This window comes from Paucibacter sp. JuS9, assembly GCF_044043925.2.
Lineage (GTDB): Bacteria > Pseudomonadota > Gammaproteobacteria > Burkholderiales > Burkholderiaceae_C > JAUASW01.
In genome coordinates this window covers 2,605,816-2,628,073 of record NZ_CP194172.1, presented here as the reverse complement: position 1 = coordinate 2,628,073, position 22,258 = coordinate 2,605,816, and the positions used below count along the sequence as shown (strand labels likewise).

General features: G+C 66.8%; 20 protein-coding genes. 10 read left to right on the top strand and 10 right to left on the bottom strand.

All coding sequences use genetic code 11. The annotated features are described in order from the left end of the window. Positions 1–82: 82 nt before the first annotated feature. The 5 genes from ABT392_RS11755 to ABT392_RS11735 are packed head-to-tail and all read right to left on the bottom strand — an operon-like array spanning position 83 to position 6,185. Complete coding sequence (locus ABT392_RS11755) at positions 83–1,690, bottom strand: flavin monoamine oxidase family protein (RefSeq protein ID WP_395385710.1); 1,608 nt, start codon at positions 1,688–1,690, stop codon at positions 83–85. Further along, positions 1,672–3,258 (bottom strand): polyamine aminopropyltransferase, encoded by a 1,587-nt coding sequence (locus tag ABT392_RS11750; RefSeq protein ID WP_395385711.1) that lies wholly within the window; start codon positions 3,256–3,258, stop codon positions 1,672–1,674. Before ABT392_RS11750 ends, ABT392_RS11755 begins: the two co-directional genes overlap by 19 nt. After that, positions 3,239–3,460: a DUF350 domain-containing protein gene (locus ABT392_RS11745; protein WP_334276033.1), complete on the bottom strand. Its 222-nt coding sequence runs from the start codon at positions 3,458–3,460 to the stop codon at positions 3,239–3,241. Before ABT392_RS11745 ends, ABT392_RS11750 begins: the two co-directional genes overlap by 20 nt. A gap of 25 nt (positions 3,461–3,485) precedes the next feature. Next, complete coding sequence (locus ABT392_RS11740; RefSeq protein ID WP_395385712.1) at positions 3,486–5,141, bottom strand: DUF4178 domain-containing protein; 1,656 nt, start codon at positions 5,139–5,141, stop codon at positions 3,486–3,488. 3 nt (positions 5,142–5,144) lie between these two features. Next, positions 5,145–6,185: an SPFH domain-containing protein gene (locus tag ABT392_RS11735; protein ID WP_395385713.1), complete on the bottom strand. Its 1,041-nt coding sequence runs from the start codon at positions 6,183–6,185 to the stop codon at positions 5,145–5,147. Between the two features lie 147 nt (positions 6,186–6,332). Between ABT392_RS11735 and ABT392_RS11730 the strand changes: the two genes are divergently transcribed. The 4 genes from ABT392_RS11730 (at position 6,333) to nadB (ending at position 11,555) form a co-directional block, all read left to right on the top strand. Next, on the top strand, positions 6,333–6,818 hold the full coding sequence (locus ABT392_RS11730) for a molybdenum cofactor biosynthesis protein MoaE (protein ID WP_395385714.1): 486 nt from the start codon (positions 6,333–6,335) through the stop codon (positions 6,816–6,818). Then, positions 6,815–7,201: a fluoride efflux transporter CrcB gene (gene crcB, locus ABT392_RS11725; protein WP_334276029.1), complete on the top strand. Its 387-nt coding sequence runs from the start codon at positions 6,815–6,817 to the stop codon at positions 7,199–7,201. The genes ABT392_RS11730 and crcB overlap by 4 nt, the downstream gene beginning before the upstream one ends. Positions 7,202–7,258: 57 nt before the next feature. Further along, positions 7,259–9,853 (top strand): ATP-dependent chaperone ClpB, encoded by a 2,595-nt coding sequence (gene clpB / locus ABT392_RS11720; RefSeq protein ID WP_334276028.1) that lies wholly within the window; start codon positions 7,259–7,261, stop codon positions 9,851–9,853. A gap of 88 nt (positions 9,854–9,941) precedes the next feature. Next, positions 9,942–11,555, top strand: a complete 1,614-nt coding sequence (gene nadB / locus ABT392_RS11715) for an L-aspartate oxidase (protein WP_395385715.1) — start codon at positions 9,942–9,944, stop codon at positions 11,553–11,555. On the opposite strand, the gene ABT392_RS11710 is transcribed toward nadB, so the two are convergent. The 3 genes from ABT392_RS11710 to ABT392_RS11700 all read right to left on the bottom strand — a co-directional run bounded on the left by ABT392_RS11710 (position 11,552) and on the right by ABT392_RS11700 (position 13,802). Beyond that, on the bottom strand, positions 11,552–11,842 hold the full coding sequence (locus tag ABT392_RS11710; protein WP_334276026.1) for a late competence development ComFB family protein: 291 nt from the start codon (positions 11,840–11,842) through the stop codon (positions 11,552–11,554). The two genes, nadB and ABT392_RS11710, sit on opposite strands and share 4 nt — an antisense overlap. Positions 11,843–11,947: 105 nt before the next feature. Beyond that, positions 11,948–13,048 carry a quinolinate synthase NadA gene (gene nadA, locus ABT392_RS11705; RefSeq protein ID WP_395385716.1) on the bottom strand — a complete coding sequence of 367 codons (1,101 nt, stop codon included), beginning with the start codon at positions 13,046–13,048 and terminating at the stop codon, positions 11,948–11,950. 46 nt (positions 13,049–13,094) lie between these two features. Then, positions 13,095–13,802, bottom strand: a complete 708-nt coding sequence (locus tag ABT392_RS11700) for an AraC family transcriptional regulator (protein WP_395385717.1) — start codon at positions 13,800–13,802, stop codon at positions 13,095–13,097. Positions 13,803–13,991: 189 nt separating this feature from the next. Here ABT392_RS11700 and ABT392_RS11695 point away from each other — a divergent pair, with 189 nt between their 5' ends. Next, positions 13,992–15,242, top strand: a complete 1,251-nt coding sequence (locus tag ABT392_RS11695) for an MFS transporter (protein ID WP_395385718.1) — start codon at positions 13,992–13,994, stop codon at positions 15,240–15,242. Positions 15,243–15,305: 63 nt separating this feature from the next. Beyond that, positions 15,306–15,785 carry a VOC family protein gene (locus ABT392_RS11690; protein WP_395385719.1) on the top strand — a complete coding sequence of 160 codons (480 nt, stop codon included), beginning with the start codon at positions 15,306–15,308 and terminating at the stop codon, positions 15,783–15,785. Between the two features lie 16 nt (positions 15,786–15,801). Here the strand turns inward: ABT392_RS11690 and ABT392_RS11685 are convergent, their stop codons facing one another. Continuing rightward, positions 15,802–17,322 (bottom strand): Lcl C-terminal domain-containing protein, encoded by a 1,521-nt coding sequence (locus ABT392_RS11685; protein ID WP_395385720.1) that lies wholly within the window; start codon positions 17,320–17,322, stop codon positions 15,802–15,804. 184 nt (positions 17,323–17,506) lie between these two features. Between ABT392_RS11685 and ABT392_RS11680 the strand changes: the two genes are divergently transcribed. From ABT392_RS11680 to ABT392_RS11665, 4 genes are read left to right on the top strand one after another with little or no spacing between them, the layout of a single operon-like run. Next, positions 17,507–19,228 (top strand): thiamine pyrophosphate-binding protein, encoded by a 1,722-nt coding sequence (locus tag ABT392_RS11680; protein ID WP_334276020.1) that lies wholly within the window; start codon positions 17,507–17,509, stop codon positions 19,226–19,228. A 23-nt stretch (positions 19,229–19,251) separates the two neighbouring features. Then, on the top strand, positions 19,252–19,476 hold the full coding sequence (locus tag ABT392_RS11675) for an RNA-binding S4 domain-containing protein (protein WP_334276019.1): 225 nt from the start codon (positions 19,252–19,254) through the stop codon (positions 19,474–19,476). Between the two features lie 21 nt (positions 19,477–19,497). After that, entirely contained in the window at positions 19,498–20,007 is a 510-nt protein-coding gene (gene rraA, locus ABT392_RS11670; protein ID WP_395385721.1) for a ribonuclease E activity regulator RraA, read from the top strand. 14 nt (positions 20,008–20,021) lie between these two features. Next, positions 20,022–21,311, top strand: coding sequence for a metal-dependent hydrolase family protein (locus tag ABT392_RS11665; RefSeq protein ID WP_395385722.1), 1,290 nt, complete (start codon positions 20,022–20,024; stop codon positions 21,309–21,311). Here the strand turns inward: ABT392_RS11665 and ABT392_RS11660 are convergent. After that, on the bottom strand, positions 21,301–22,248 hold the full coding sequence (locus ABT392_RS11660; protein ID WP_334276016.1) for a septation protein IspZ: 948 nt from the start codon (positions 22,246–22,248) through the stop codon (positions 21,301–21,303). The genes ABT392_RS11665 and ABT392_RS11660 overlap by 11 nt on opposite strands. Positions 22,249–22,258 lie beyond the last annotated feature (10 nt).

Genomic DNA, 22,258 nt, shown 5'->3' with positions numbered 1-22,258 from the left:
TCTCTTTCCGGTTAACCCCTCCTCTTGGGGGCGACGCGATGCTAACAAGGGTTTTTGCTAAAAGGGTTTGTGCTGTTGCTGCTTACCCGAATGTTTCTTTTTGAGACGACTGACTTTTGGCAGAGCTGCCCACCTCATGGCCTAAGGCGTAGGCCTCTTCGAACACGGAGTAGGCGGCCAGATCGCTGTGGGCAAAGCGCAGCCGGCCGTGCGGCTGGCGCAAGGCGGCCAGACTGGCCGAACTGCGTCGTCCTGGCACAGGGATGCTCATGGCATGGCCCCAGCGGGCGATGTCGATGCGCTGGAGGCGCTCGGGCAGGTCGAGATGCAGCGAGCTCATTTCTGCCAGCACACGGCTGGCCCATTGCCGCCATTCATCCTTCAGCAGTGCAGGCCGCTGACTCTCCGGCAGCGCCCAGTAGCTGCTCAACACGGTGGCTGCGCGCTGCGGTGCGAGGCCTTGATGGCCGGCGTCGACATAGCCCAGCGCTTGCTGGCTGCCGTAGGCCACGTTGTCCCAGGCGGGCGGTGCGCCGGGGCGGTCCAGCAGCGGTGCATCGATCAGCAGATTGGCAACCAGCCAGGGCGCATGGCGGGCGGTGCGCGTGGCCTCCAGCAGGGCGCTTGGTGCGGCCTCGCCAAGCAGCCGTTGAGCGATGAAGAGCGGCGTGGCCAGCACTACTTGCGAGGCGGACCAGCGCTCGGGCGCATCTGCTGCCTCGTTCCAGCAGCGCACCTGCACCTCATGCTTGCCGGGCTCGATGCGCAGCACGGTGCGGCCGGGCTGCAGGCGAGGGCCCAGGCCTGCCGCCATGCGCTCGGTGATCCAGCCATTGCCCTCGGGCCAGGTCAGCACGGGTTCGCGTTCGGCCTCGGCATCGCCCGGCGCGTGGAAGCCGTGCCTGCTGGCGAAGTAGTGCAGACCGGCCCAGGCCGACACCACGGCGCTGCCGGCGCCGAAGTCATCGCGGCAGCAGTAGTCGAGATACCAGCGCAGCCGCGCATCGTTCAGCTGCCGCGCATCCAGCCATTGGTCGAAGGTCTGGCTGTCGAGCGCGGTGTGGCCGGCAGTCCAGCGGGCGCGATGCGTGGGCATGGCGAAGCCGAGGTCCCGCTGTGCTTGCGCCACAGCTGCGCCAAATCGGCGGTATTGAGCCAGGCCGGCCGCGCCATTGGCCGGCGGCAGCAGGCCCTCGACCCATTGGCCTTCGAAGAACAAGCGCTCCTGCGGGCTGTGGCAGAGATTGCGCTCGTCATAGACCACGCGGCCGAGCTCATGGCGCGCCAGCCCGAGTTCGATCAGAAGCTCTAGAACATCGGGTGCCGCGGGGCCGGGCAGTGGCAGGTAGTGCGCGCCGAGCGGGCAGCGAATGCCTTGCAGAGAATGGCCGCGCGCATTGCCGCCGGCCTGGTCTTCCAGCTCCAGCAAGGTGAAATCGATGCCCCGCTTGTGAAGCGCACGGGCGCAGGCCAGGCCGGCCACACCGCCGCCAACAATCAGCACCTCGGTGCGGCGCAGCGGGCCATCGCCGGCGGCGGGCAAGGGCTGGCGCAGCCGGTGGCCGCGCGCAGGCGTGGCGCCAACCCAGCCGCCTTGCAACTCCTGTGGCCCGCGTCCGCAGGACGCCAGGGCCAGGGCGCCAGCGCCGCCGAGCAGGCCGCGCCGCGAGATCAATGGACCTTGCCCCATTCCGCTTCGAACTCGTGGACCAGTTGCTGGTTTGACAGGCGGTTGGCCTCCAGCCCTGGCGGCCTGGCCATGTCGGGCGGAAAGTCAAACAAGGCCGGCAGGCTCTGCACGCTGAGGAACTTCAGACCCTCGGGCAGGGCGCGTGGCAAGGCGAAAGGTCGGCGCGAAGCCAGGATGAAGCCCCATTCGCCGAAGCTGGGCACATGGGCGTGGTAGGCCGTCGCTGTCAGGCCCACCGACTCGACCGTGGCCGCCACGGTCCAGAAGCTGCGCCGCGCGATCAGTGGCGAGGTGGTCTGGATCACCGCATAGCCCGAGGCGCTCAGGTGCTGGTCGACCAGCTGATAGAAGCTCGTCGTGTAGAGCTTGCCCAGCGAGAAATTGGACGGGTCGGGGAAGTCGATCACGATCACGTCGAAGCGTTCATCGACGGGCAGTTGGCCCAACCAGCCGAAGGCGTCGGTGTTGACGATTCTGAGCTTGGGGCTCAGGAGCGACTCGTGGTTCAGCTCGCGCAGCAAGGGCAAGGTCGAGAACAGCCGCGTCATGTGCGGATCCAGCTCCACCAGCGTGACCTGCTCGACGCTCGGGTACTTGAGGATCTCGCGCACTGCCATGCCGTCGCCGCCACCCAGCACCAGCACCTTCTTGGGCGCGCCATGCGCCGCCATCGCCGGGTGGACGAGTGCCTCGTGATAGCGGTACTCGTCGCGCGAATGGAACTGCAGGTTGCCGTTCAGGAACAGGCGCACGCCATTGCGGCCGCTCGTGACCACCACGCGCTGGTAGTCGCTCGATTCGCGCACCAGCATCTGTTCGCCGTAGAAGCGCTCTTCGGCCCAGCTTGTCAGTTGCTCGGCGCCCAGCATGGCCACCACGAGGGCGAGCAGGGTGAACGCGCAGGCGGTGGCATGCGCCCCCCAGCGCCGCAATTGCGGCTTGAAGAGGAACAGGGCCCACACTGCCACGAGCGCATTGAGCAGGCCGAAAGCGATGCCGGTGCGTATCAGCCCCAGATGCGGCACCAGCAGGAGCGGGAAGGCCAGCGCGACCAGCAGTGCACCGAGATAGTCGAAGGTCAGCACCTGCGAGACCAGGTCCTTCAGCGCATAGCGATGGCCGTGCTGGCTCTTCAGGATGCGCATCACCAGCGGAATCTCCAGGCCCACCAGTGCGCCGACCAGCAGCACCAGGGCATAGAGCAACCAGCGGAACTCGGTGAGATGCGCGGGCGGCAGCAGGCTGTGCGCAGCAAAGAGCGCCGCCGGCATCAGGCCGCCAATCAGGCCGACCAGCAGCTCGATGCGCAGGAACTGCGCCACCAGTTGCCGCTCGACAAAGCGCGAGAGCCAGGACCCCAGGCCCATCGCAAACAGATAGGTGCCGATGATGGTCGAGAACTGCAGGACCGAGTCGCCCAGCAGGTAGCTGGCCAGCGCACCTGCGGCCAGCTCATAGACCAGGCCGCAGGCCGCGACAACGAAGACGCTGGCGAGCAGCAGCAGCTCGGGCAGGGAGACGCGCGCGGCGGAATTGCCGGCCGGGATGTCAGTGGATGGCGGAGGCAACGATCAGTCCGATGGAGATGCACATGGAGCCGACCACGATGGCCAGTGCCAGGTTCTTGTGCTCGACGATTTCTTCCCAGAGCTTGTAGGGCGTGAGCTTGTCGATGATGACGAAGCTGATCCAGAACACCAGCACGCCGATGATGGCGTAGAGGATGGAGCCCAGCACGATGCCGGGCTTGAGGAATTCGAAACCGCTCATCTCAGCTCTCCTTGCATTGAATTCATTATTTGTGCCCACCGCCGCCGCCAAAGCCGCCGTAGGAGCCGCCTGAATAGCCCGGGCGCACGCCGCTGCCGCTGCTGTTGCGGCGGCATTGCTGGTATTCGGTGCTGGCCTCACCGTAGGCGTTCTTGTAGCTGTCGCAGTCGTCCTTGCTGCAGGCCCGCAGGAGGATGATCAGCAGGACGAAGGCAACGGCAATGATGATGATGGTGCGTACCAGGGAGCCGCCGCCGCTCAGGGCACTGGCATCACGGGCCAGGGCGGCGCCGCGATCGGCTGCAAGTCGGAAGCCCTTGGCCACTTCCGCGGCGTCCAGCTTGCGGCCGAGCGACCAGGTGATCTCAGCGCCACTGCGTTCGCTGCTCAGTAGCTCCGTGCTGCTCTCGTAGTCGCCCACCTGGACGCGGTCCTCGCGCTGCACGCGCCAGTAGAACTCGCCCAGCACATAGGTCGTCTTGGCAGCGTATTGCCAGCGCTGCTTGAAGCGCCGGCCCTGCCATTCCACATCGCTGCCGCCGGCCGTCTTGGGCACGCCGGTGAGCGGGCGCACCAGGCTCCAGCCTTCTTCGGTGTCCACCAGGAAGGCAAAGCCTTCCATGCGGTTGTAGAGCAGGTACTCGCGCCAAAAGGTCTGTTCTTCGTCGTCGCCGGGGTCCGGAATGTCGCAGCGCTCCTGATAGCCGACCACCTGCCAGGGCAGGGGCTTGCCATTGGGCAGCAGCGACAGCGAGCCCGTGGTTCCCAGCGGGATTTGCGGCTCCATGCCGTTCGACTGCGCGTAGTGCTCCAGGTCTGCGCCGGCGCCGCCGGAGATGTCGACGACGGCATGGCACTGGCCGCAGACGATGGACTTGGTCGTGCCGAGCTTGGGCTCCAGCGAGGCGCCGCAACTGGGGCAGGACATGGCGCGCGAGGCCAGCGTGGCTTCGCTGTCCTCTCGCAAGCCGGACATGGCCAGGTCGGCCAGGCGCACGGCGCGGCCGACCGACCATTGCGGCGGCTCGCTCAAGTAGTCGAGCGTGCCGACTTCGTCCTGGCTGTTGCGCAGGTCGGCCAGCAGGAATTCGCCCGCATGCTGCAGCGGTGGCTTGGGCAGCTCGCCCTCGGCCGCGCCCAGCGTGACCAGGGTCAGCGAGGCGACCCGCCAGGCCTGGCCGTCCAGCACCTGCTGCGCGCCGACGACCAGCGTGTGAGATGGCGGTGCCGGTTCGTTCAGCGGCGCGTCGAACGAAAAGACATAGGCGCCGTTGTCTTCGGACAGCCAGCCGCTTTTGCCGCCACGGCTGGCGCTGGGCCGCCCCGAGGCAGCCACACCCCCTTGAGGGGGCGGCATCGATGGCGATGCCTCGGGGGCTTCATCAAAGAGGGCATGCCACTCGTTCCAGACGCCGCCCTCGTAGCGCAGTTGCAGCCGCCCGACGAGCGTGAAGTCTGCGCCTGCATGGCGGCCGCGCGCCTGCAGCTGCAGCGGGCTGTGGTCCGCGAACAGCTCGGCGCTCTGGCCGATCTTGCGCAAGGCCTCGCCCTCGCGCAACAACGTGCTGCGACAGAAGCTGCAGATCGCGCTGGCCGAGGCGCTGGAAGCGAACTCGACCGGCGCGCCGCAGTTGGGGCAGGCCGCGGTCCAGCGGCGCTGCGGTGCGGTGGACTCAGCCAAGACTTATCCGAGCTTCTTCAGCAAGTCGGCCTTCTTGGCCGCGAACTCCTCGTCGGTGAGGATGCCCTTGGCCTTCAGGTCGCCGAGCTTCTCGAGCAAGCCCATGATGTCGTCCGCGCTCTGCGCCGCAGGAGCGGCTGGCGCTGCGGCCGCCGGGTGGGCGGTGCCCGCCAGGCCGGCTTGCAACTGCTGCGCCAGCACCTGGCCCATGGCCACGCCGGCGCCCAGTCCCATCGCATCGCCCGCCACGCCGCCACCTGACGCTGCACCCTTGGCCATCTCGGGCAATGACTGCGCGGTCTGGTACTGCATGAACTGGCCCATGTTCTGGCCGATCATGCCCATGCCGATCTTCTGGTCGAGGATCTTCTGGAGTCCTTCCGACAGCGACACGTTCTGCAGCGTCACGCCTTCGAGCTTCAGGCCGATGGCTTCGAAGGAGGGGGCGGTTGCTTCCTGCAGCGCCTTGGCGAACTCGACCTGGTTGGCAGCGAGGTCCAGGAACGGGATGCCGCTCTGCGCCACGGCATCGCTGATGTGCTGCAGCATCAGGCCACGCAACTGGCCGTCCAGCTCCGCCGCGGTGTACTGCTCGCGGGTGCCCGAGATCTGCTGATGGAACAGCTTGGGGTCGACGATCTTGTAGGCGTAGTTGCCGAAGGCGCGCAGGCGCACGGCGCCAAAGTCCTTGTCGCGGATCGTCACCGGCTGCTGGGTGCCCCAGCGCTGGTCGATCTGCTGGCGGGTGCTGAAGAAATAGACGTCGCTCTTGAACGGAGACTCAAACAGCTTGTCCCAGTTCTTCAGGTAGGTGAGCACCGGCAGCGTCTGCGTCGTCAGCTTGTACATGCCGGGGCCGAAGACGTCGGCCACCTTGCCTTCGTTGACGAACACCGCCATCTGCGACTCACGCACGGTCAGCGAGCCGCCGTACTGGATTTCCATGTCGGCAATCGGGAAGCGCCAGGCCAAGGTGCCATCGCCCTCTTCCGTCCACTGGATGATGTCTATGAACTGTTTCTTGATGAAGCTCATCAGGCCCATGGTGTTCCCCTCTCAATGCAATGCGGCCGTTTGCCGCGAGGCGCAGTATCCAACAGCCGCCCGCGGGCCCAAGCCATTTTGGATGGTTGGACCGCCAGCGCGCATGAACGGACCATGGTGGCACATGAGGCCGCAAAATACGCTCCCATGAAAACCTGCCGCAGCGTCAGCATCCAGACCGAGGATTTCGACCTCACGGCCGAGGCCGCCGCCCTGCGCGAGGGCGATGGTGGCATCGGTGCCGTGGTGGCCTTCGTCGGCACCGTGCGCGATGCGGCGGATGCCCGCCCGGTCCAGTTGATGGAGCTGGAACATTACCCGGGCATGACGGAGTCGGCCATCGCCGGCATGATCGACCAGGCCTTCGAGCGCTTCGAGATCCGCGCCGCCCGGGTGATCCACCGGGTCGGTGCCCTGGCGGCCCGGGATCAGATCGTCCTGGTGCTGGTGGCCTCGCGCCATCGCGGCCAGGCTTTCGAGGCCTGCGAGTTCCTGATGGACTACCTGAAGACCCAGGCGCCGTTCTGGAAGAAGGAACATGGCCCGGAAGGTGCGCAGTGGGTGGACGCCCGCGAGGCGGACGACGCGGCGCTGGCGCGTTGGGGTGTCAATTCAAGGAACGGAGCGGGATGAGCGCAATGATTCATGGGCTGGCAGTGGCGGGCGGTGCAGCGGCCGGTGCCTTGCTCCGCTGGCGGGTCGGGGTCTCGTTCAACGCCCTGTGGCTGGGCTTCCCGCTGGGAACGCTCCTGGTGAATGTGCTGGGCGGCTTTGCCATCGGCATGGCGCTGGAATGGTTCGGCCGCCAGCCGGATGAACTGCTCAAGGTTTTGCTGGTGACCGGCTTCCTGGGCGGCCTGACCACGTTTTCGGCCTTCTCGGGCGAGTCGCTGTCGCTCTTGCAGCGCGGCCACACCTGGATGGCGCTGGGCCATGCGGCGGCCCATGTGCTGGGCTCGCTGGCGGCGGCGGCGCTGGGCATGGGGATGATTCGTTTGATCCTGGACAAAGCCTAGGGTCTTGAAATTGCGGCCCTGGGGTCCCACTTGCTCGGGAACCGGAGGATTTTCCCCATGCGAGTCGACAAACTCACCACCCGATTTCAAGAAGCGCTGAACGAGGCGTCCAGCCTCGCCGTCACGCGCGACAACCCCTATATCGAACCCGTGCACCTCTTGTCAGCGATGCTGATGCAGGAGGACGGCCCGCGTGCCCTGCTGGAGAGAGCCGGCGTCAAGGTGCCGGCGCTCAAGTCTGCGCTCGACAGCCTGCTTGCCGGTCTCCCTCAGGTGCAGGGCGAAGGCCAGCAGGTGGGCGCCGGGCGCGACCTGGTCAGCCTGCTGCAAACTGCAGAGAAGGAAGCCTCCAAGCGCGGCGACCACTACATCGCCAGCGAGATGTTCCTGCTCGCCCTGGCGGATGCCAAGACCGACCTGGCCGGGGTCGTGCGCGGCCATGGCCTGACCCGCCAGGCGCTGGAGACAGCGATTGAAGCCGTTCGCGGCGGCCAGAAGGTGGACAGCCAGGAAGCCGAGGGCCAGCGCGAGGCACTGAAGAAATACACCCTGGACCTGACCGAGCGCGCCAAGCAGGGCAAGCTCGACCCGGTGATCGGCCGCGACGACGAAATCCGCCGCGCCATCCAGGTCCTGCAGCGCCGCACCAAGAACAACCCGGTGCTGATCGGCGAACCCGGCGTGGGCAAGACGGCCATCGTCGAGGGTCTGGCCCAGCGCATCGTCAATGGTGAAGTGCCGGAGACGCTGAAAGACAAGCGCGTGCTGGTGCTGGACATGGCGGGCCTGCTCGCCGGCGCCAAATTCCGGGGCGAGTTCGAGGAGCGGCTCAAGGCCGTCTTGAAGGAAGTGGCCATGGATGAAGGCCGCATCATTCTCTTCATTGACGAGATCCACACCATGGTGGGCGCCGGCAAGGCCGAAGGCGCCATCGATGCCGGCAATATGCTCAAGCCCGCGCTGGCCCGCGGCGAACTGCATTGCATCGGCGCGACCACGTTGGATGAGTACCGCAAGTACGTCGAGAAAGACGCCGCGCTGGAGCGTCGTTTCCAGAAGGTGCTGGTGGACGAACCGAGTGTGGAAGCGACCATCGCCATCCTGCGCGGCCTGCAAGAGCGCTATGAGGTTCACCATGGCGTCGAGATCACCGACCCGGCCATCGTGGCCGCGGCCGAGCTGAGCCATCGCTACATCACCGACCGATTCCTGCCCGACAAGGCCATCGACCTGATCGACGAGGCCGCGGCCAAGGTCAAGATCGAGCTCGACTCCAAGCCCGAGGTGATGGACAAGCTGGACCGCCGCATGATCCAGCTCAAGATCGAGCGCGAGGCGGTGCGCCGCGAGAAGGACGAGGCCTCGCAGAAGCGCCTGGCCCTGATCGAGGAAGAACTCCTGAAGCTCGGGCGCGAGTACGGCGAGCTGGAAGAGATCTGGACCAACGAGAAGGCGCAGGCCCAGGGTTCGGCCCACGTCAAGGAAGAGATCGACCGCATCAAGCAGCAGATCGAGGAGTTGAAGCGCAAGGGTGACTTCAACAAGGTGGCCGAGCTGCAATACGGCCGCCTGCCCGAACTTGAAGCGAGCCTGAAGGAGGCGCAAGCCAAGGAAGCCGGCAAGAGCGGCACTGGCACGCCCAACAAGCTCCTGCGCACCCTGGTCGGCTCGGAAGAAATTGCCGAAGTCGTGGCGCGTGCCACCGGCATCCCGGTCTCCAAGCTGCTGCAGGGCGAGCGCGACAAGCTGCTCAAGATGGAAGCCAAGCTGCACGAGCGCGTGGTGGGTCAGGACGAGGCGATCACGGCCGTGGCCGACGCCATCCGCCGCTCGCGTGCCGGCCTGTCAGACCCGAACCGGCCGCTGGGCTCCTTCCTGTTCCTCGGCCCCACCGGCGTGGGCAAGACCGAGCTGTGCAAGGCCTTGGCCGGCTTCCTGTTCGACAGCGAAGATCACATGATCCGCATGGACATGAGCGAGTTCATGGAGAAGCATTCGGTCTCGCGCCTGATCGGCGCGCCGCCGGGCTATGTGGGCTACGACGAAGGCGGCTACCTGACGGAAGCCGTGCGCCGCAAGCCCTACAGCGTGCTCCTGCTCGATGAAGTCGAGAAAGCGCATCCGGATGTGTTCAATGTGCTCCTGCAGGTGCTGGACGATGGTCGCCTGACCGACGGCCAGGGCCGCACGGTGGACTTCAAGAACTGCGTGATCGTGATGACCAGCAACCTCGGTTCGCAGCACATCATGCAGCTCGCCGGCGAGCCGAGCGAGGTGATCCGCGATGCGGTGTGGGAAGAGGTGAAGGCGCATTTCCGGCCCGAGTTCCTGAACCGCATCGACGAGACCGTGGTCTTCCATGCGCTGGACAACAAGAACATCGCAGCGATTGCCAAGATCCAGCTGCGTGCGCTGGAAGAGCGCCTGGCCAAGCTGGAGATGAGCCTGGACGTCGGCGAGGACGCGTTGGCCGAGCTGGCCAAGGTCGGCTTCGACCCGGCCTTCGGTGCGCGGCCCCTGAAGCGCGCGATCCAGCAGCGCATCGAGAATCCGCTGTCGAAGTTGATCCTGCAAGGGCGCTTCGGGCCGAAGGACGTGATCCCGGTGCATATCGACGGCGGCGAGTTCTCGTTCGAGCGCGTGGTGCACTGATCGCCAGCATGAGCGCAAGGCTGGGTCGGCTCTCCTTAGAATCGGCCCACCTTCCGCATGACGCCCTGATGACACAGGGCGTGACCGAATGACCGCCACTGCTGCCGTTGCGCCCGCTCCCTCTCCCGTCGTCATCATCGGTGCGGGCCTTGCCGGCCTGACCGTCGCCCTGCACCTGGCCGACAAGCTGCCGGTCATCGTGCTCGCCAAGCGCGAGCTGACCGAAAGCGCCACGGCCTGGGCGCAGGGCGGCATCGTCGGCGTGCTGGGCAGCGACGACAGCATCGACAGCCATGTGCGAGACACGCAGGACGCCGGCGCCGGCCTGGTGGACGAAGCCACGGCCCGCTTCATCGCCGAGCGCAGCGCGCAGGCGGTGGAATGGCTCGTGCAGCAAGGTGTGCCGTTTACTCCTGATGACGATGGCCCACTCGGCCTGCACCTGACCCGCGAAGGCGGCCACGCGGTGCGTCGCATCGCGCATGCGGCCGATGCCACCGGCAAGGCCATCCACGACCAGCTGCTGGCGGCCGCCAAGGCGCATCCGAACATCAGCCTGCGCGAACGCTGGATGGCGCTGGACCTGATCACTTCCCGCCATCTGCAGCGCAGCGAACAACCGCGTTGCTACGGCGTCTATGCGCTGGACATCGACAGCCGCAAGGTCGAGACGCTGGCCGCGAGCGCCGTGGTGCTGGCCACCGGCGGCGCCGGCAAGGTGTACCGCTACACCACCAACCCCGACACGAGCACGGGCGACGGCATCGCCATGGCCTGGCGGGCTGGCTGCCGGGTGGCGAACATGGAGTTCATCCAGTTCCATCCGACCTGCCTCTACCACCCGCAGGAGCGCAGTTTCCTGATCACCGAGGCCTTGCGAGGCGAGGGTGCTTATCTCAGGCTCCCGGACGGCACGCGTTTCATGGCCGCGCATGACGAGCGCCTGGAGCTGGCGCCGCGCGACATCGTTGCCCGAGCCATCGACTTCGAGATGAAAAAGCATGGTGTCGACCATGTGTGGCTCGATGCCACGCACCTGGGCGAAGCCTTTCTGAAGGAACATTTCCCCACCATCCATGCCCGCTGCCTGAAGCTCGGCATCGACATCGCCCAGCAGCCGATTCCTGTCGTGCCGGCCGTGCATTTCACCTGCGGCGGCGTGGTGACCGACCTGCGCGGCCGCTGCGACCTGCCCGGCCTCTATGCCGTCGGTGAGACCAGCTACACCGGCCTGCATGGCGCCAACCGCCTGGCCAGCAATTCACTGCTGGAATGCGTGGTGCTGGGCCAGACCTGTGCCGACGACATCATGGCCGAGGCCAAGCCCGCGGCCGCTATGCCGCCGGCCTGGGACGAAAGCCAGGTGGAAGACGCCGACGAGCAGGTGGTGATCGCCCACAACTGGGACGAGCTGCGGCTGCTGATGTGGAACTATGTGGGCATCGTGCGCACCACCAAGCGGCTGGAGCGGGCCCTGCATCGCATCTCGCTGCTGCGCAGCGAGATCGATGACTACTACGCCAACTTCCGCGTCACGCGGGACCTGCTGGAGCTGCGCAACCTGGTGGACTGCGCCGAGCTGATCGTTCGCTCGGCCTTGCTACGCCATGAGAGCCGCGGCCTGCATTACAGCCGCGACTATCCGGATACCTTGCCGGCCAGTTTCCCGACCGTCCTGATCGCCGAGCGGCGCAGAGCTTAGGCCTTGGCGTGCAGAGCCCGGCGGGCCTGGACGAAGTTGAAGGCGTAACGCACCGACTCATTGATCGCCGAATCGATCTCCAGACGTTCCGGCTCCGTGAGGTAGAACGAGAAATCGACCGCGTGACGGATGTAGCGCGGCGGCAGGCGGTTCAGCGCGACGCAGGCCACGTCCACGAGCAGGTCGTTGTTGTCGATCTGCGGGAACTGAGGTGCCAGCTTCTGCACCGTGGCGAAGACTTCGCGTTCGTGATGGTTGTAGAGCGAGCTGAAGTCGGAGGTTTGCATGGCGGGGCTACTCTTCAAGTCTGGCGATATGCCGACTTTATAGCCTGAGCAGCCCGCGCCAAGGCGTCGGGCTGACCCTAGTCAAACAAACCGCAGCTGCAGGCTTCAGGCGGCGCCGATGCCGCTCTTCATGCCGGCGGCCTTGAGCTTGTGCGCTGCGACGAAGTCCAGCATGCGCTCGATGCAGCCGGCCGCCTGGCCGCGGACAGGCTCGGCCACCTCGATCTCGCCCTGGCCGGTTTCGAGGCAGTCGATGATGCCTTGCAAGGCGTTCATCGCCATCCATGGGCAGTGGGCGCAGCTCTTGCAGCTGGCTGCATTGCCGGCGGTGGGCGCCTCGATCAGGGTCTTGCCCGGCGCCAATTGGCGCATGCGGTGCAGGATGCCGTTGTCGGTGGCAACTATGTACTCCTTGGCTGTGCCTTCGACAACCGCCTTGATCAGGGCCGAGGTCGAGCCGACCACATGGGCCATCTCGACCACGCTCTTCGGTGACTCGGGGTGCACCAGGATCATTGCGTCCGGATGCTGCTCTCTCAGGAGGTCCAGCTCCAGGCCCTTGAACTCGTCGTGCACGATGCAGGCGCCGTTCCACATCAGCATGTCGGCGCCGGTCTGTTCCTGGATGTAGCGGCCCAGGTGCCGGTCGGGCGCCCAGAGGATCTTCTCGCCCTTGGCATGCAGGTCGGCCACGATGTCCAGGGCGCAGGAGCTGGTGACCATCCAGTCGGCGCGTGCCTTCACGGCAGCGCTGGTGTTGGCATACACCACCACCTGGCGGTCCGGATGGGCATCGCAGAAGGCGGCGAATTCGTCGGCCGGGCAGCCGAGGTCCAGGGAGCAGGTGGCGTCCAGGTCGGGCATCAGCACGCGCTTCTCGGGGCTCAGGATCTTGGCCGATTCGCCCATGAAGCGAACGCCGGCCACGACCAGGGTCTGCGCCGCATGGTCGCGGCCGAAGCGGGCCATTTCAAGAGAGTCGGAGACGATGCCGCCGGTTTCCCAGGCCAGGTCCTGCAGGTCGCCGTCCACGTAATAGTGGGCGACCAGCACAGCGTTGTGCGCCTTGAGCAGGGCGGCGGCGCGGGCCTTCAGCGCGACACGCTGGTCGGGGGTGAGAGGCGCTGGCACCTTGGCCCAGGCATGGGCCGTGCAGCTTTCGCCAGCGGCGTCCTGGCGGGTGTAGTCGAAGAGAACCTGATCCATGGCCGGCATCCTAGCGCAGGGCCCATGGCGATGCGGAGCCAGGGTTTCAGGCCGAGGCGAAGAATCGGCTGGGCGGCATGCCCACGGTGCGTCGCACCATGGCCGAGAACGCGCTGGCGTTCGCATATCCCAGCTCGGCGGCGATGTGCGCCATCGGCCGCGCACGGGCGGCCAGCGTCAGTGCGTGGGCCAGCAGGACCTGGGAGCGCCATTGCGCAAAGCTCGTGCCCAGCTCTTCGCGGAACAGTCGCGAAACGGTGCGCGCACTGGCGCCGGCCTCGGCCGCCCAGGCTTCCAGGCTTTGCTGGCGCTCGGGTGCCTCCAGCATGGCCTGGCAGAGCTTGCGCAGGCGGGCATCGCGGGGCAGGGCGATGCCCAGGCTCAGCGGCTTGGCGCGTTTCAGCTCATCGAGGACCAGCTCGGTCAGCAGCGCCTCCCGGCGTGCCTCGATCCTCTCATCCAGCTCGATGGCCAGTTGCAGCACCAGCTCGCGCAGCAGCGGCGCCACTTCAAGTACCCGGCATCCGGACCATATGGACTCTTCCAGCAGGCTGGGCAGGAGGTACAGCGTGCGCAGCTCGGCCTGCTCGATGGCGGTGACCGCATGGGTGATGCCGGCCGGAATCCAGACTGCCCGCGAGGGCGGCACGATGAAGGTGCTCTCGTCCGTGCCCACACGCACCGCGCCGCTGGTCGAGAAGACCAGCTGGCACCAGTCATGGTGATGCGGATGGATGTCCATCTGATGCTCCATGCGCCGCGCCTTGCCCCGAATCGGGCGCGCGGCCGTGGGTTCATGGAGCGACGGATCCAGGGGAGGCAAAGAGCGCCGAGCGGGCCGGGAGGCTTGGGTCGAGGGTCTGGACGGGTGCATGGCCGGAATTCGACAATGTTTGTCGAACTATCGCATGCCGGCCGAAAGCTCGCGGCCTACATTGGATCCATGAATTCAGCGACCCTCGCCCTCGACCCGCGCACCCAGGCCCGGCGCGACATCAGCACCATCAGCCTGATCGGCCTGGCACATGGCACCTCGCATTTCTTTCACATGCTGCTGCCGCCGCTGTTTCCGGCTTTCATCGGTGAGTTCGGGCTGAGCTATTCGCAGCTGGGCCTGCTGGTCACCACCTTTTTCGTGATCTCGGGCATCGGCCAGGCCACGGCCGGCTTTGTGGTGGACCGCATCGGCGCCAGGCCGGTGCTGTTTGCAGCGCTGGGCTGCTTCGTGCTGGCTTCGCTTGCCGCGGGCCTGGCGGGCGGCTTCGGCGGTCTGATGCTGGCCGCGGCGCTGGCGGGTCTTGGCAACTCGCCCTTCCATCCGGTGGACTTCACCATTCTCAACAAGCGTGTTTCGCAGCCCCGGCTGGGCCATGCGTTCTCGGTGCACGGCATCACAGGCAACCTCGGCTGGGCGTTGGCACCGGTGTTCTCCATCGGCATTTCACAGGCCACGGGCAACTGGCGCTTCGCCTACGTCGGCACCGCCCTGGTCGCGCTCACGGTCCTCGCCTTGCTTGTCTGGCAGCGCCAGGCCATTGACGACAGGGAAGGGAGTTGGGCCCACGCCAAGCCGGCGCCGGGCGCCCGGCCCGAGCATCCGATGGCCTTCCTGAAGCTGCCCTCGGTCTGGCTCTGCTTCAGCTTCTTCTTCTGGACCACGGCAGCGCTGTCGGCCATCCAGAGCTTTGCCAGCCCGGCGCTGCAGGCGATGTACGGCCTGCCGGTGAGCTTGACCGCCTATGTGGTGACCGGCTACATGCTGTGCGGTGCGGCGGGCATGGTGGTGGGCGGCTTTCTGGTGGCTCGGGTCGAGCGGCTGGAGCGCAGCATCGCCTTCGCGATGGCATTGGCCGCCTGCCTGCTGCTCCTGACGGCCAGCGGCTGGCTGCCTCCCCTGGCGGCGGCGGCCGTGGCAGCGCTGGCGGGTTTCGGCACCGGCCTGGCCGGCCCTTCGCGCGACATGCTGATCAAGCGCGCCGCGCCTCCGGGCGCCACCGGCCGGGTCTACGGCACCGTGTATTCGGGCCTGGACGTCGGCTTTGCGCTGGCCGCGCCGGTGTTCGGCGCCTTGCTGGATGGCGGCCATCCCGCCGCCATCTTCGCGGGCTCGGCGTTGGCCTTGTGCCTGGGTGTCGCCTCGGCCGGGCTGGTGGGCATCGGGCTGGTGCGGCGTCGGCAACAGCCGCTTGCATAGGCTGCACTTGTCGGTTTCCAGGGCGGCTAGGATCGTCGCTCCGCATAAGCTCTGGAGACCGATGTGACACCCAAGAACACCATCTGCATCTGGTACGACGGCGGCGCCAAGGAGGCGGCCGAGTTTTACGCCAGGACCTTCCCGGACAGTGCGGTGAAGGCCGTGCATCACGCTCCGTCTGACTACCCCTCCGGCAAGGCTGGCGATGTGCTGACGGTCGAGTTCACCGTCTGCGGCATTCCCTGCATCGGGCTGAACGGCGGTTCGGCCTTCAAGCAGACCGAGGCCTTCTCCTTCCAGATCGCTACCGACGACCAGGCCGAGACCGACCGGCTCTGGAACGCCATCGTCGGCCATGGCGGCCGCGAAAGCGCCTGTGGCTGGTGCAAGGACAAATGGGGCCTGAACTGGCAGATCACGCCGCGCGTGCTGACCGATGCGATGGCCGACCCTGACCGTGCAGTGGCCAAGCGGGTCTTCGAGGCCATGATGCAGATGGGCAAGATCGATATTGCCGCCATCGAGGCGGCGCGGCGCGGCTGAGCGTCGGGCTGACCGCTCAGCGCTTGATCGCCCGCTTCTCGGGCGTACTCTCGAGCGATCGGCAGGTCAGCGGTGTCGTGCCTGCGCCGTCGTAGAAGCAGATCGCCAGGGCCGGCGTCTCATAGGTCACGGCGGCGCCACCGACAAAGGTGACGAACAAATCCTTCTGCACCGAGTTCGACGCGGCGAAGCCCTTGGGCCGGGGCGTGCCGTAGACGATCTTGGCAGCCAGCATCTTGCCCTCGAGCTCACTGCGGTATTCCGGCCGCACGGCCGTGAGCTTGGCCATGTCGTAGATCGTGCGGGCCTGGTCCTTGGGCATCTTCAGCGAGATCGTGCTGGGGATGCCCCGACTCAGGATGTAGACGGGCGCACCGGTGTTGTCGCCGTTGAAGAAGCTGGCGAACTTCACATAGCGCACGCGGCCGGCTGCGGCCATCGGGCCCGCCGCTCCCAGCTTCTGCAACTCGGTCTCGAGCGACTGGTCGGGGAACACCGCGCCCGAGCCACCGCAGCGCATGCCGTTGGCGCCGCCGTTGTTGTACAGGCCGAGGTCGCGGCAGGTGCTGACGCGCAGCACCTCGGTGGCCATGTCGTAGTCCTCGATCTTGATCGGCGTGAAGGTGTAGATGCGCTGGGGCAGGGGCTGCGCCTCGCGCTCGAAGATCCGCTCGACGTAGCCCTTCTTCTCGGCCGCCAGCTGCTGATCGAAGGCCTCCTTGTCGAAGGGGCTGCTGAACTTGGCCTCGTAGTCGAGCAGGCGGCGTGTCTGCAGATATGCCAGGAAGTCGGCACGCAGCTTGGGGCGCAGCTTCTCCTCGCTGCGCAGGCCGTTGACGTACCAGTCGATGGCTTGCAGGGAGCCGTCGTCCACGACGGGCTGGGTCGACAGGCTCAAGGGCGCATGGTCGATCAGGCCCCAGCGATCATCGGCACCCTTGCCGCCATTCAGTGACGAAGCCAGGCGCTCGAAGGTCTGACGCTGGGCGATGAGCGCCTGTTGCTGCGCGACGACGGCCGGATCGCCGAGGGCCTGGGCAAAGGTCGAATCGGGGTTGCCCCCGCGCACCAGCACGACGCGCCAGCGCGAGCCATAGGTCCAGCGATTGCTGCCTCCGCAGGAGCCCGAGGCGCCGAAATGCCGGCAGCCGACCTGCGCCCCACCGTTGCCACTGGCGGCCGTCCAGACGGTCGACCACCATTCGATCGGACGCTGCTTGCCGAGCGTGGCGAGTTCCTTCGGAGTCGGCAGGCGCCAGTCGGAAAAACCGGCCAGGCGGCTGTTCTGCGCCAGCGCCATGGCCTCGGGCCAGGTCAGTTCGGCCAGCTCACCCCGGCAGGCGTCGATTGGAACCGTGCCATCGCGCCGCGCCATGCATTTGGCCCACTGCAGTCCGGTGGCAGGATCGACCCAGACGCCGGCCTGCTCGCCCGCACCCGAGGCAGCCGCACTGGCGGGCTCCGCCGCCTGTGCATGCGCGGTCGAGGCCGCGAGCAATGGAGTCAGGAACAGTGCGCTCAGGGCAAGGCGAATCATGGCAAGTCTTTCTCGTCGATGAAGTGAAGCCGGGTCCATTTTCAAAGCCGTTCCATTGGCGCTTGCTGACGGCGCTGCAATTGCGCTGAAGCGCATTCCCAGGACTTGCTGTTTGCCGGCCCCTGTGGGCGGGGTGGCTGCCGCTTGGCTTTCGTCAAGCTGGCTGGCGCTACAGTCGGAGGCGATGAACACCACCCATTCTTCAGCCGGCGCCCGTCTCGCCGGACACGCCCTCGTCGAGGCCCTATTGGCCCAGGGAGTCGATACCGTCTTCGGCGTTCCCGGCGAGAGCTATCTCGCCGTGCTGGATGGCTTTCACGAGCACCGCGACAAGATCCGCTTCATCGCCTGCCGACAGGAAGGCGGCGCGGCCTTCATGGCCGAGGCACAAGGCAAGCTGAGCGGTCGGCCCGGTATCTGCTTCGTGACCCGCGGCCCTGGCGCGACGAACGCCAGCATCGGCCTGCACACGGCCTTCCAGGATTCGACGCCGATGATTCTCTTCATCGGCCAGGTGGCGGCCGACCAGCGCGACCGCGAGGCCTTCCAGGAGGTCGACTACCGGCAGATGTTCGGCCCTGGCACGCTCGGCATGGCCAAGTGGGTGGGCGAGGTGCACGACGCCGACCGGCTGCCTGAGTACGTGGCGCGGGCCTTTCACACGGCCATGCAGGGCCGGCCCGGCCCGGTGGTGCTGGTGCTGCCGGAAGACATGCTCACGCGCATGACCAGCGCGGCGGCGCTGCCCCGTGTGCGGCCGGCCGAGGCCGCGCCCACGCCGGCTGCCCTGGCCGAGTTGCGCGAGCGCTTGCTGGATGCCAGCAAGCCGCTGCTGATCGTCGGTGGTGGTGGCTGGAGCGCAGACAGCACGGCCGCCTTGCAGCGCTTTGCCGAGGCGTGGAGCTTGCCGGTGGGCTGTGCGTTCCGCTTCCAGGACCTGTTCGACAACAGCCACCCGAACTATGCCGGCGACGTGGGCATCGGCATCAATCCGAAGCTCGCTGCGCGCGTGCGTGAGGCCGACCTGATCATCGCCATCGGGCCGCGCCTGGGCGAGATGACGACCAGCGGCTACACCCTCCTGCAAGCCCCGCGGCCGCTGCAGCAGCTGGTGCACATCCATGCTGGCGCCGAAGAGCTGGGCCGCGTCTATGCAGCTGACTTGATGATCAATGCCAGCATGGGTTGTGCTGCCCAGGCGCTTGAGTCGCTGGCGCCGCCCAGCTCGGTGCCCTGGGCCGAATGGACCCGCACCGCCAATGCCGACTACGTGGCCAACTGCGTGCCGACGCCCGTGAGCCCGCTGGACATGGCCGAGGTCGTGAAGCAGCTTTCCACGTTGCTGCCCGAAGGCACGATCTTCACCAATGGCGCCGGCAATTACGCGGGCTGGCTGCACCGCTTCCATGGCTACAGCGCGCTGCATCAGTTTGGCCGCACCCAGCTGGCGCCGACCAGCGGAGCCATGGGCTATGGCGTGCCGGCGGCCGTGGCTGCGGCGCTGCTTCAACAGGACCGCTGGGTGGTCAATATCGCCGGCGATGGAGACTTCCTGATGACGGGCCAGGAACTGGCCACGGCCACGGGCTATGGCGCGAAGAAGCTCATCTCCGTGGTGGTGGACAACGGCACTTACGGCACCATCCGCATGCACCAGGAGCGCGAGTATCCGGGCCGCGTGTCCGGCAGCGATCTGTTCAACCCGGACTTCGCTGCTCTGGCCGAGGCCTACGGCTGGCGCTCTGCACGGGTCGAGTCGACAGGCGAATTTGAGCCAGCGCTGCGCGCTGCCATCGCCGAACCGGGCAAGCCGACGCTCTTGCACCTGCGCCTGTCCAGCGATGTGTCGACCAGCCGCAGCAGCTTGTCCGCCATCCGCGCCGCCGCCGAGCAGCGCCTTGCCTGAGCGGCATCTGAAACAATGCGGCCATGAACAAGACTGAATTCACACTGCGCGGCGAGTACATCGAACTGGACAAGCTGCTCAAGGCCACCGGCCTGGCTGAAAGCGGCGGCCGGGCCCGCGTCATGATCACCGAAGGCCAGGTGCAGGTGGACGGCCAGCCCGAGAGCCGCAAGACCGCCAAGATCCGCGCCGGCCAGCGTGTCCAGCTCGCGGGCGAGTTGATCCTTGTCCTGGCGGCCGACGCCTGATGTCTTCATGAGGGGTGCCGCATGAACAGCTTTTCCACCTGCGATATCTGCGACGCCTACAAGGCCGATGCCAGCGGCGTGCTGCGCGTGCTGCCCGGCGGGCTGTACCGGAGCTATGGCGCCCGAACGAGCTTTGCCGGTGCGATCAGCACCGTGCGCTGCCTGGACGACAACAGCAAGGTCAAGGCCGCTGTGGAAAGCCCGGGCGAGGGCCGGGTGCTGGTGGTGGATGGTGGTGGCTCGATGCAACGCGCGCTGCTGGGCGGCAACCTGGCCGCCGCAGCTGCGCGCAATGGCTGGGCGGGCCTGCTGATTCACGGCTGCGTGCGCGACCTGGCCGAGCTGAGGCGGGCCGACATCGGCATCCTGGCCCTCGGCCATGTGCCCATGCCCACCGAGCGCCAAGGGCAGGGCACGAGCGACGTGGCCCTGCAGCTGCATGGCCTGCTGATACGTCCCAACGAATGGCTCTACGCCGACGAGGATGGCGTCGTCGTCAGCGCAGCGCCCTTGCACGCCCGAGCTGAATGAGAACCGGAGCCCGCATGCTAGACCGCCTCACCCTGGCTGCCCTCGCCGTCACTGCCATGCTGGGCGGCGCTGCCCGCGCCGACACGCTGATCCACGCCGGACGGCTGATCGACGTGGACCAGGGCAAGGTGCTGGAGCAGATGTCCATCGTCATCAAGGACGGCCGCATCAGCGAGGTGAAGGCCGGCTACATCGATGCCGCGGGCTATTCGCCCTATCACGACCTGCGCGCGCAGACGGTGATGCCCGGCCTGATCGACATGCATGTGCATGTCTCGGGCGAAAGCAGTGGCGCGAGCGGCGCGACCGACCGCTTCCTTCTGAACCCGGCCGACTACGCGCTGCGGGCCACGCAATACCTGAACCGCACGCTCAATGCCGGCTTCACCACGGTGCGCGACCTGGGCGCCGGCAATGGCCTGGCCATCAGCCTGCGCGACGCGGTGCGCAAGGGCTGGATCAAGGGCCCACGCATCTTTGCTGCCGGCAAGGGCATTGCCACCACCGGTGGCCATGGCGACCCGAGCAATGCGCTCAACCTGGAGTACAGGCACGACCACGGCCCCGAAGGCGGCGTGATCAACGGCGCTGCCGAAGCCCGCAAGGCCGTGCGCCAGCGCTACAAGGAGGGCGCCGACCTGATCAAGATCACCGGCACCGGTGGCGTCTTGAGCCTCGCGAAGAACGGCCACAACCCACAGTTCATGGAAGACGAGGTCGAGGCCATCGTCAAGACCGCGCGCGACTACGGCTTCGCGGTGGCCGTGCATGCCCATGGCCGCGACGGCATCATGCGTGCGGTCAAGGCTGGTGTCGATTCCATCGAGCATGGCACCTACATGGACGACGAGATCATGCGCGAGATGAAGGCGCGTGGCACCTGGTTCGTGCCGACCATCTCCGCCGGCAAGTTCGTGGCCGACAAGGCCAAGGTTGATGGCTATTTCCACGAATTGGTGCGGCCCAAGGCCGCCGCCATCGGCCCCTTGATCCAGGCCACCTTCGGCCGCGCCTACAAGGCCGGCGTCAAGATTGCCTTCGGCACCGATGCCGGCGTGGCGCCGCATGGCACGAACGGCCAGGAATTCATCTACATGGTCGAGGCCGGCATGACGACCATGGATGCGATCAAGTCCGCCACCGTCAATGCCGCGCAGCTGCTGCGCCAGAGCGACCAGCTGGGCAGCATTGCGCCAGGCAAGCTGGCCGATGTGGTGGCCGTGAATGGCGACCCGCTGCGCGACATCAGCCTGATGACCAAGCTCAGCTTCGTGATGAAGGACGGCGTGGCGGTCAAGCCCTAGTCATTGTCGGAGGGGCGTCGGCGGCCGGCTTGGCGCGCGACCAGTGGATGGCGACGTTGGTCAGGATCATCACCAGGATCAGGTCGCCCCACAGCGTGTACCAGAGCCAGGCATCCTTGCTCAGCAGGCAGGCGACCGCCAGGTTGACGCCGGCCAGCAGCAAGCCCATCAGACACATGCCGGCCGACAGCCGCTGCGTGTTCAGGTCCTTGTAGACCAGGTAGTTGCTGAAGCGCAGCCCCAGGTTCTTGCCACCCATCAGCGCGTCCACACCAAAGCAGGCCGCAACGATGCTGCCGATGACGGTTGCCTTCAGCTGCACCGCGAACTCCGAATCGAAGTACCAGGAAAAGCCGGCCGAGAGCAGCAGGATGACGATGCCGAACAACGCCATGCCGCCGAGGATGTCGACCTTGCGGGTGGCCCAGCGGTTGATGGCCCATTGCATCGGCAGCATGGCGAGGCCGGCGCCGGCCGTGACCAGCGCTGCGGTGCGCAGATCGGTCGTCTTGCCGAGCACGAAAAACAGCAGGCCCAGCGCGATGTCGGCGGCAATGGCCGGCCCCTGGTTCTTCAGGCGCGAGAAGTCGATGCCCTGGGCCGCGACCGGCTTGCGCCTGGCCTGCATCTGCAGCAGGCGCGGCAGATAGGCAAAGGGCTCGGGATGCGATTGATAGGCCACCTGCCCGTCAAGCGTGGCCCGCACGCCGTAGTTCCAGGCCGAGCGCGGACCCAGCTCGAAGACCAGTTCGCCCTGGGCCGTGGGCAGGCTGATGCGATGCAGCCGGTAGGGGCCGCTCGTGAAGCTGAAGCCGTCTTCCAGGGTGCGGCCCTCGTGCGTCAGCAACAGGCGCGAAGCGGTCAGCCCCGATTCAAAGCGCAGCTCGTAGCGAACACCGGCGACGGTGACGGGGAAGCGGTAGGTCCAGAGTTTCATGGCGTCAGGT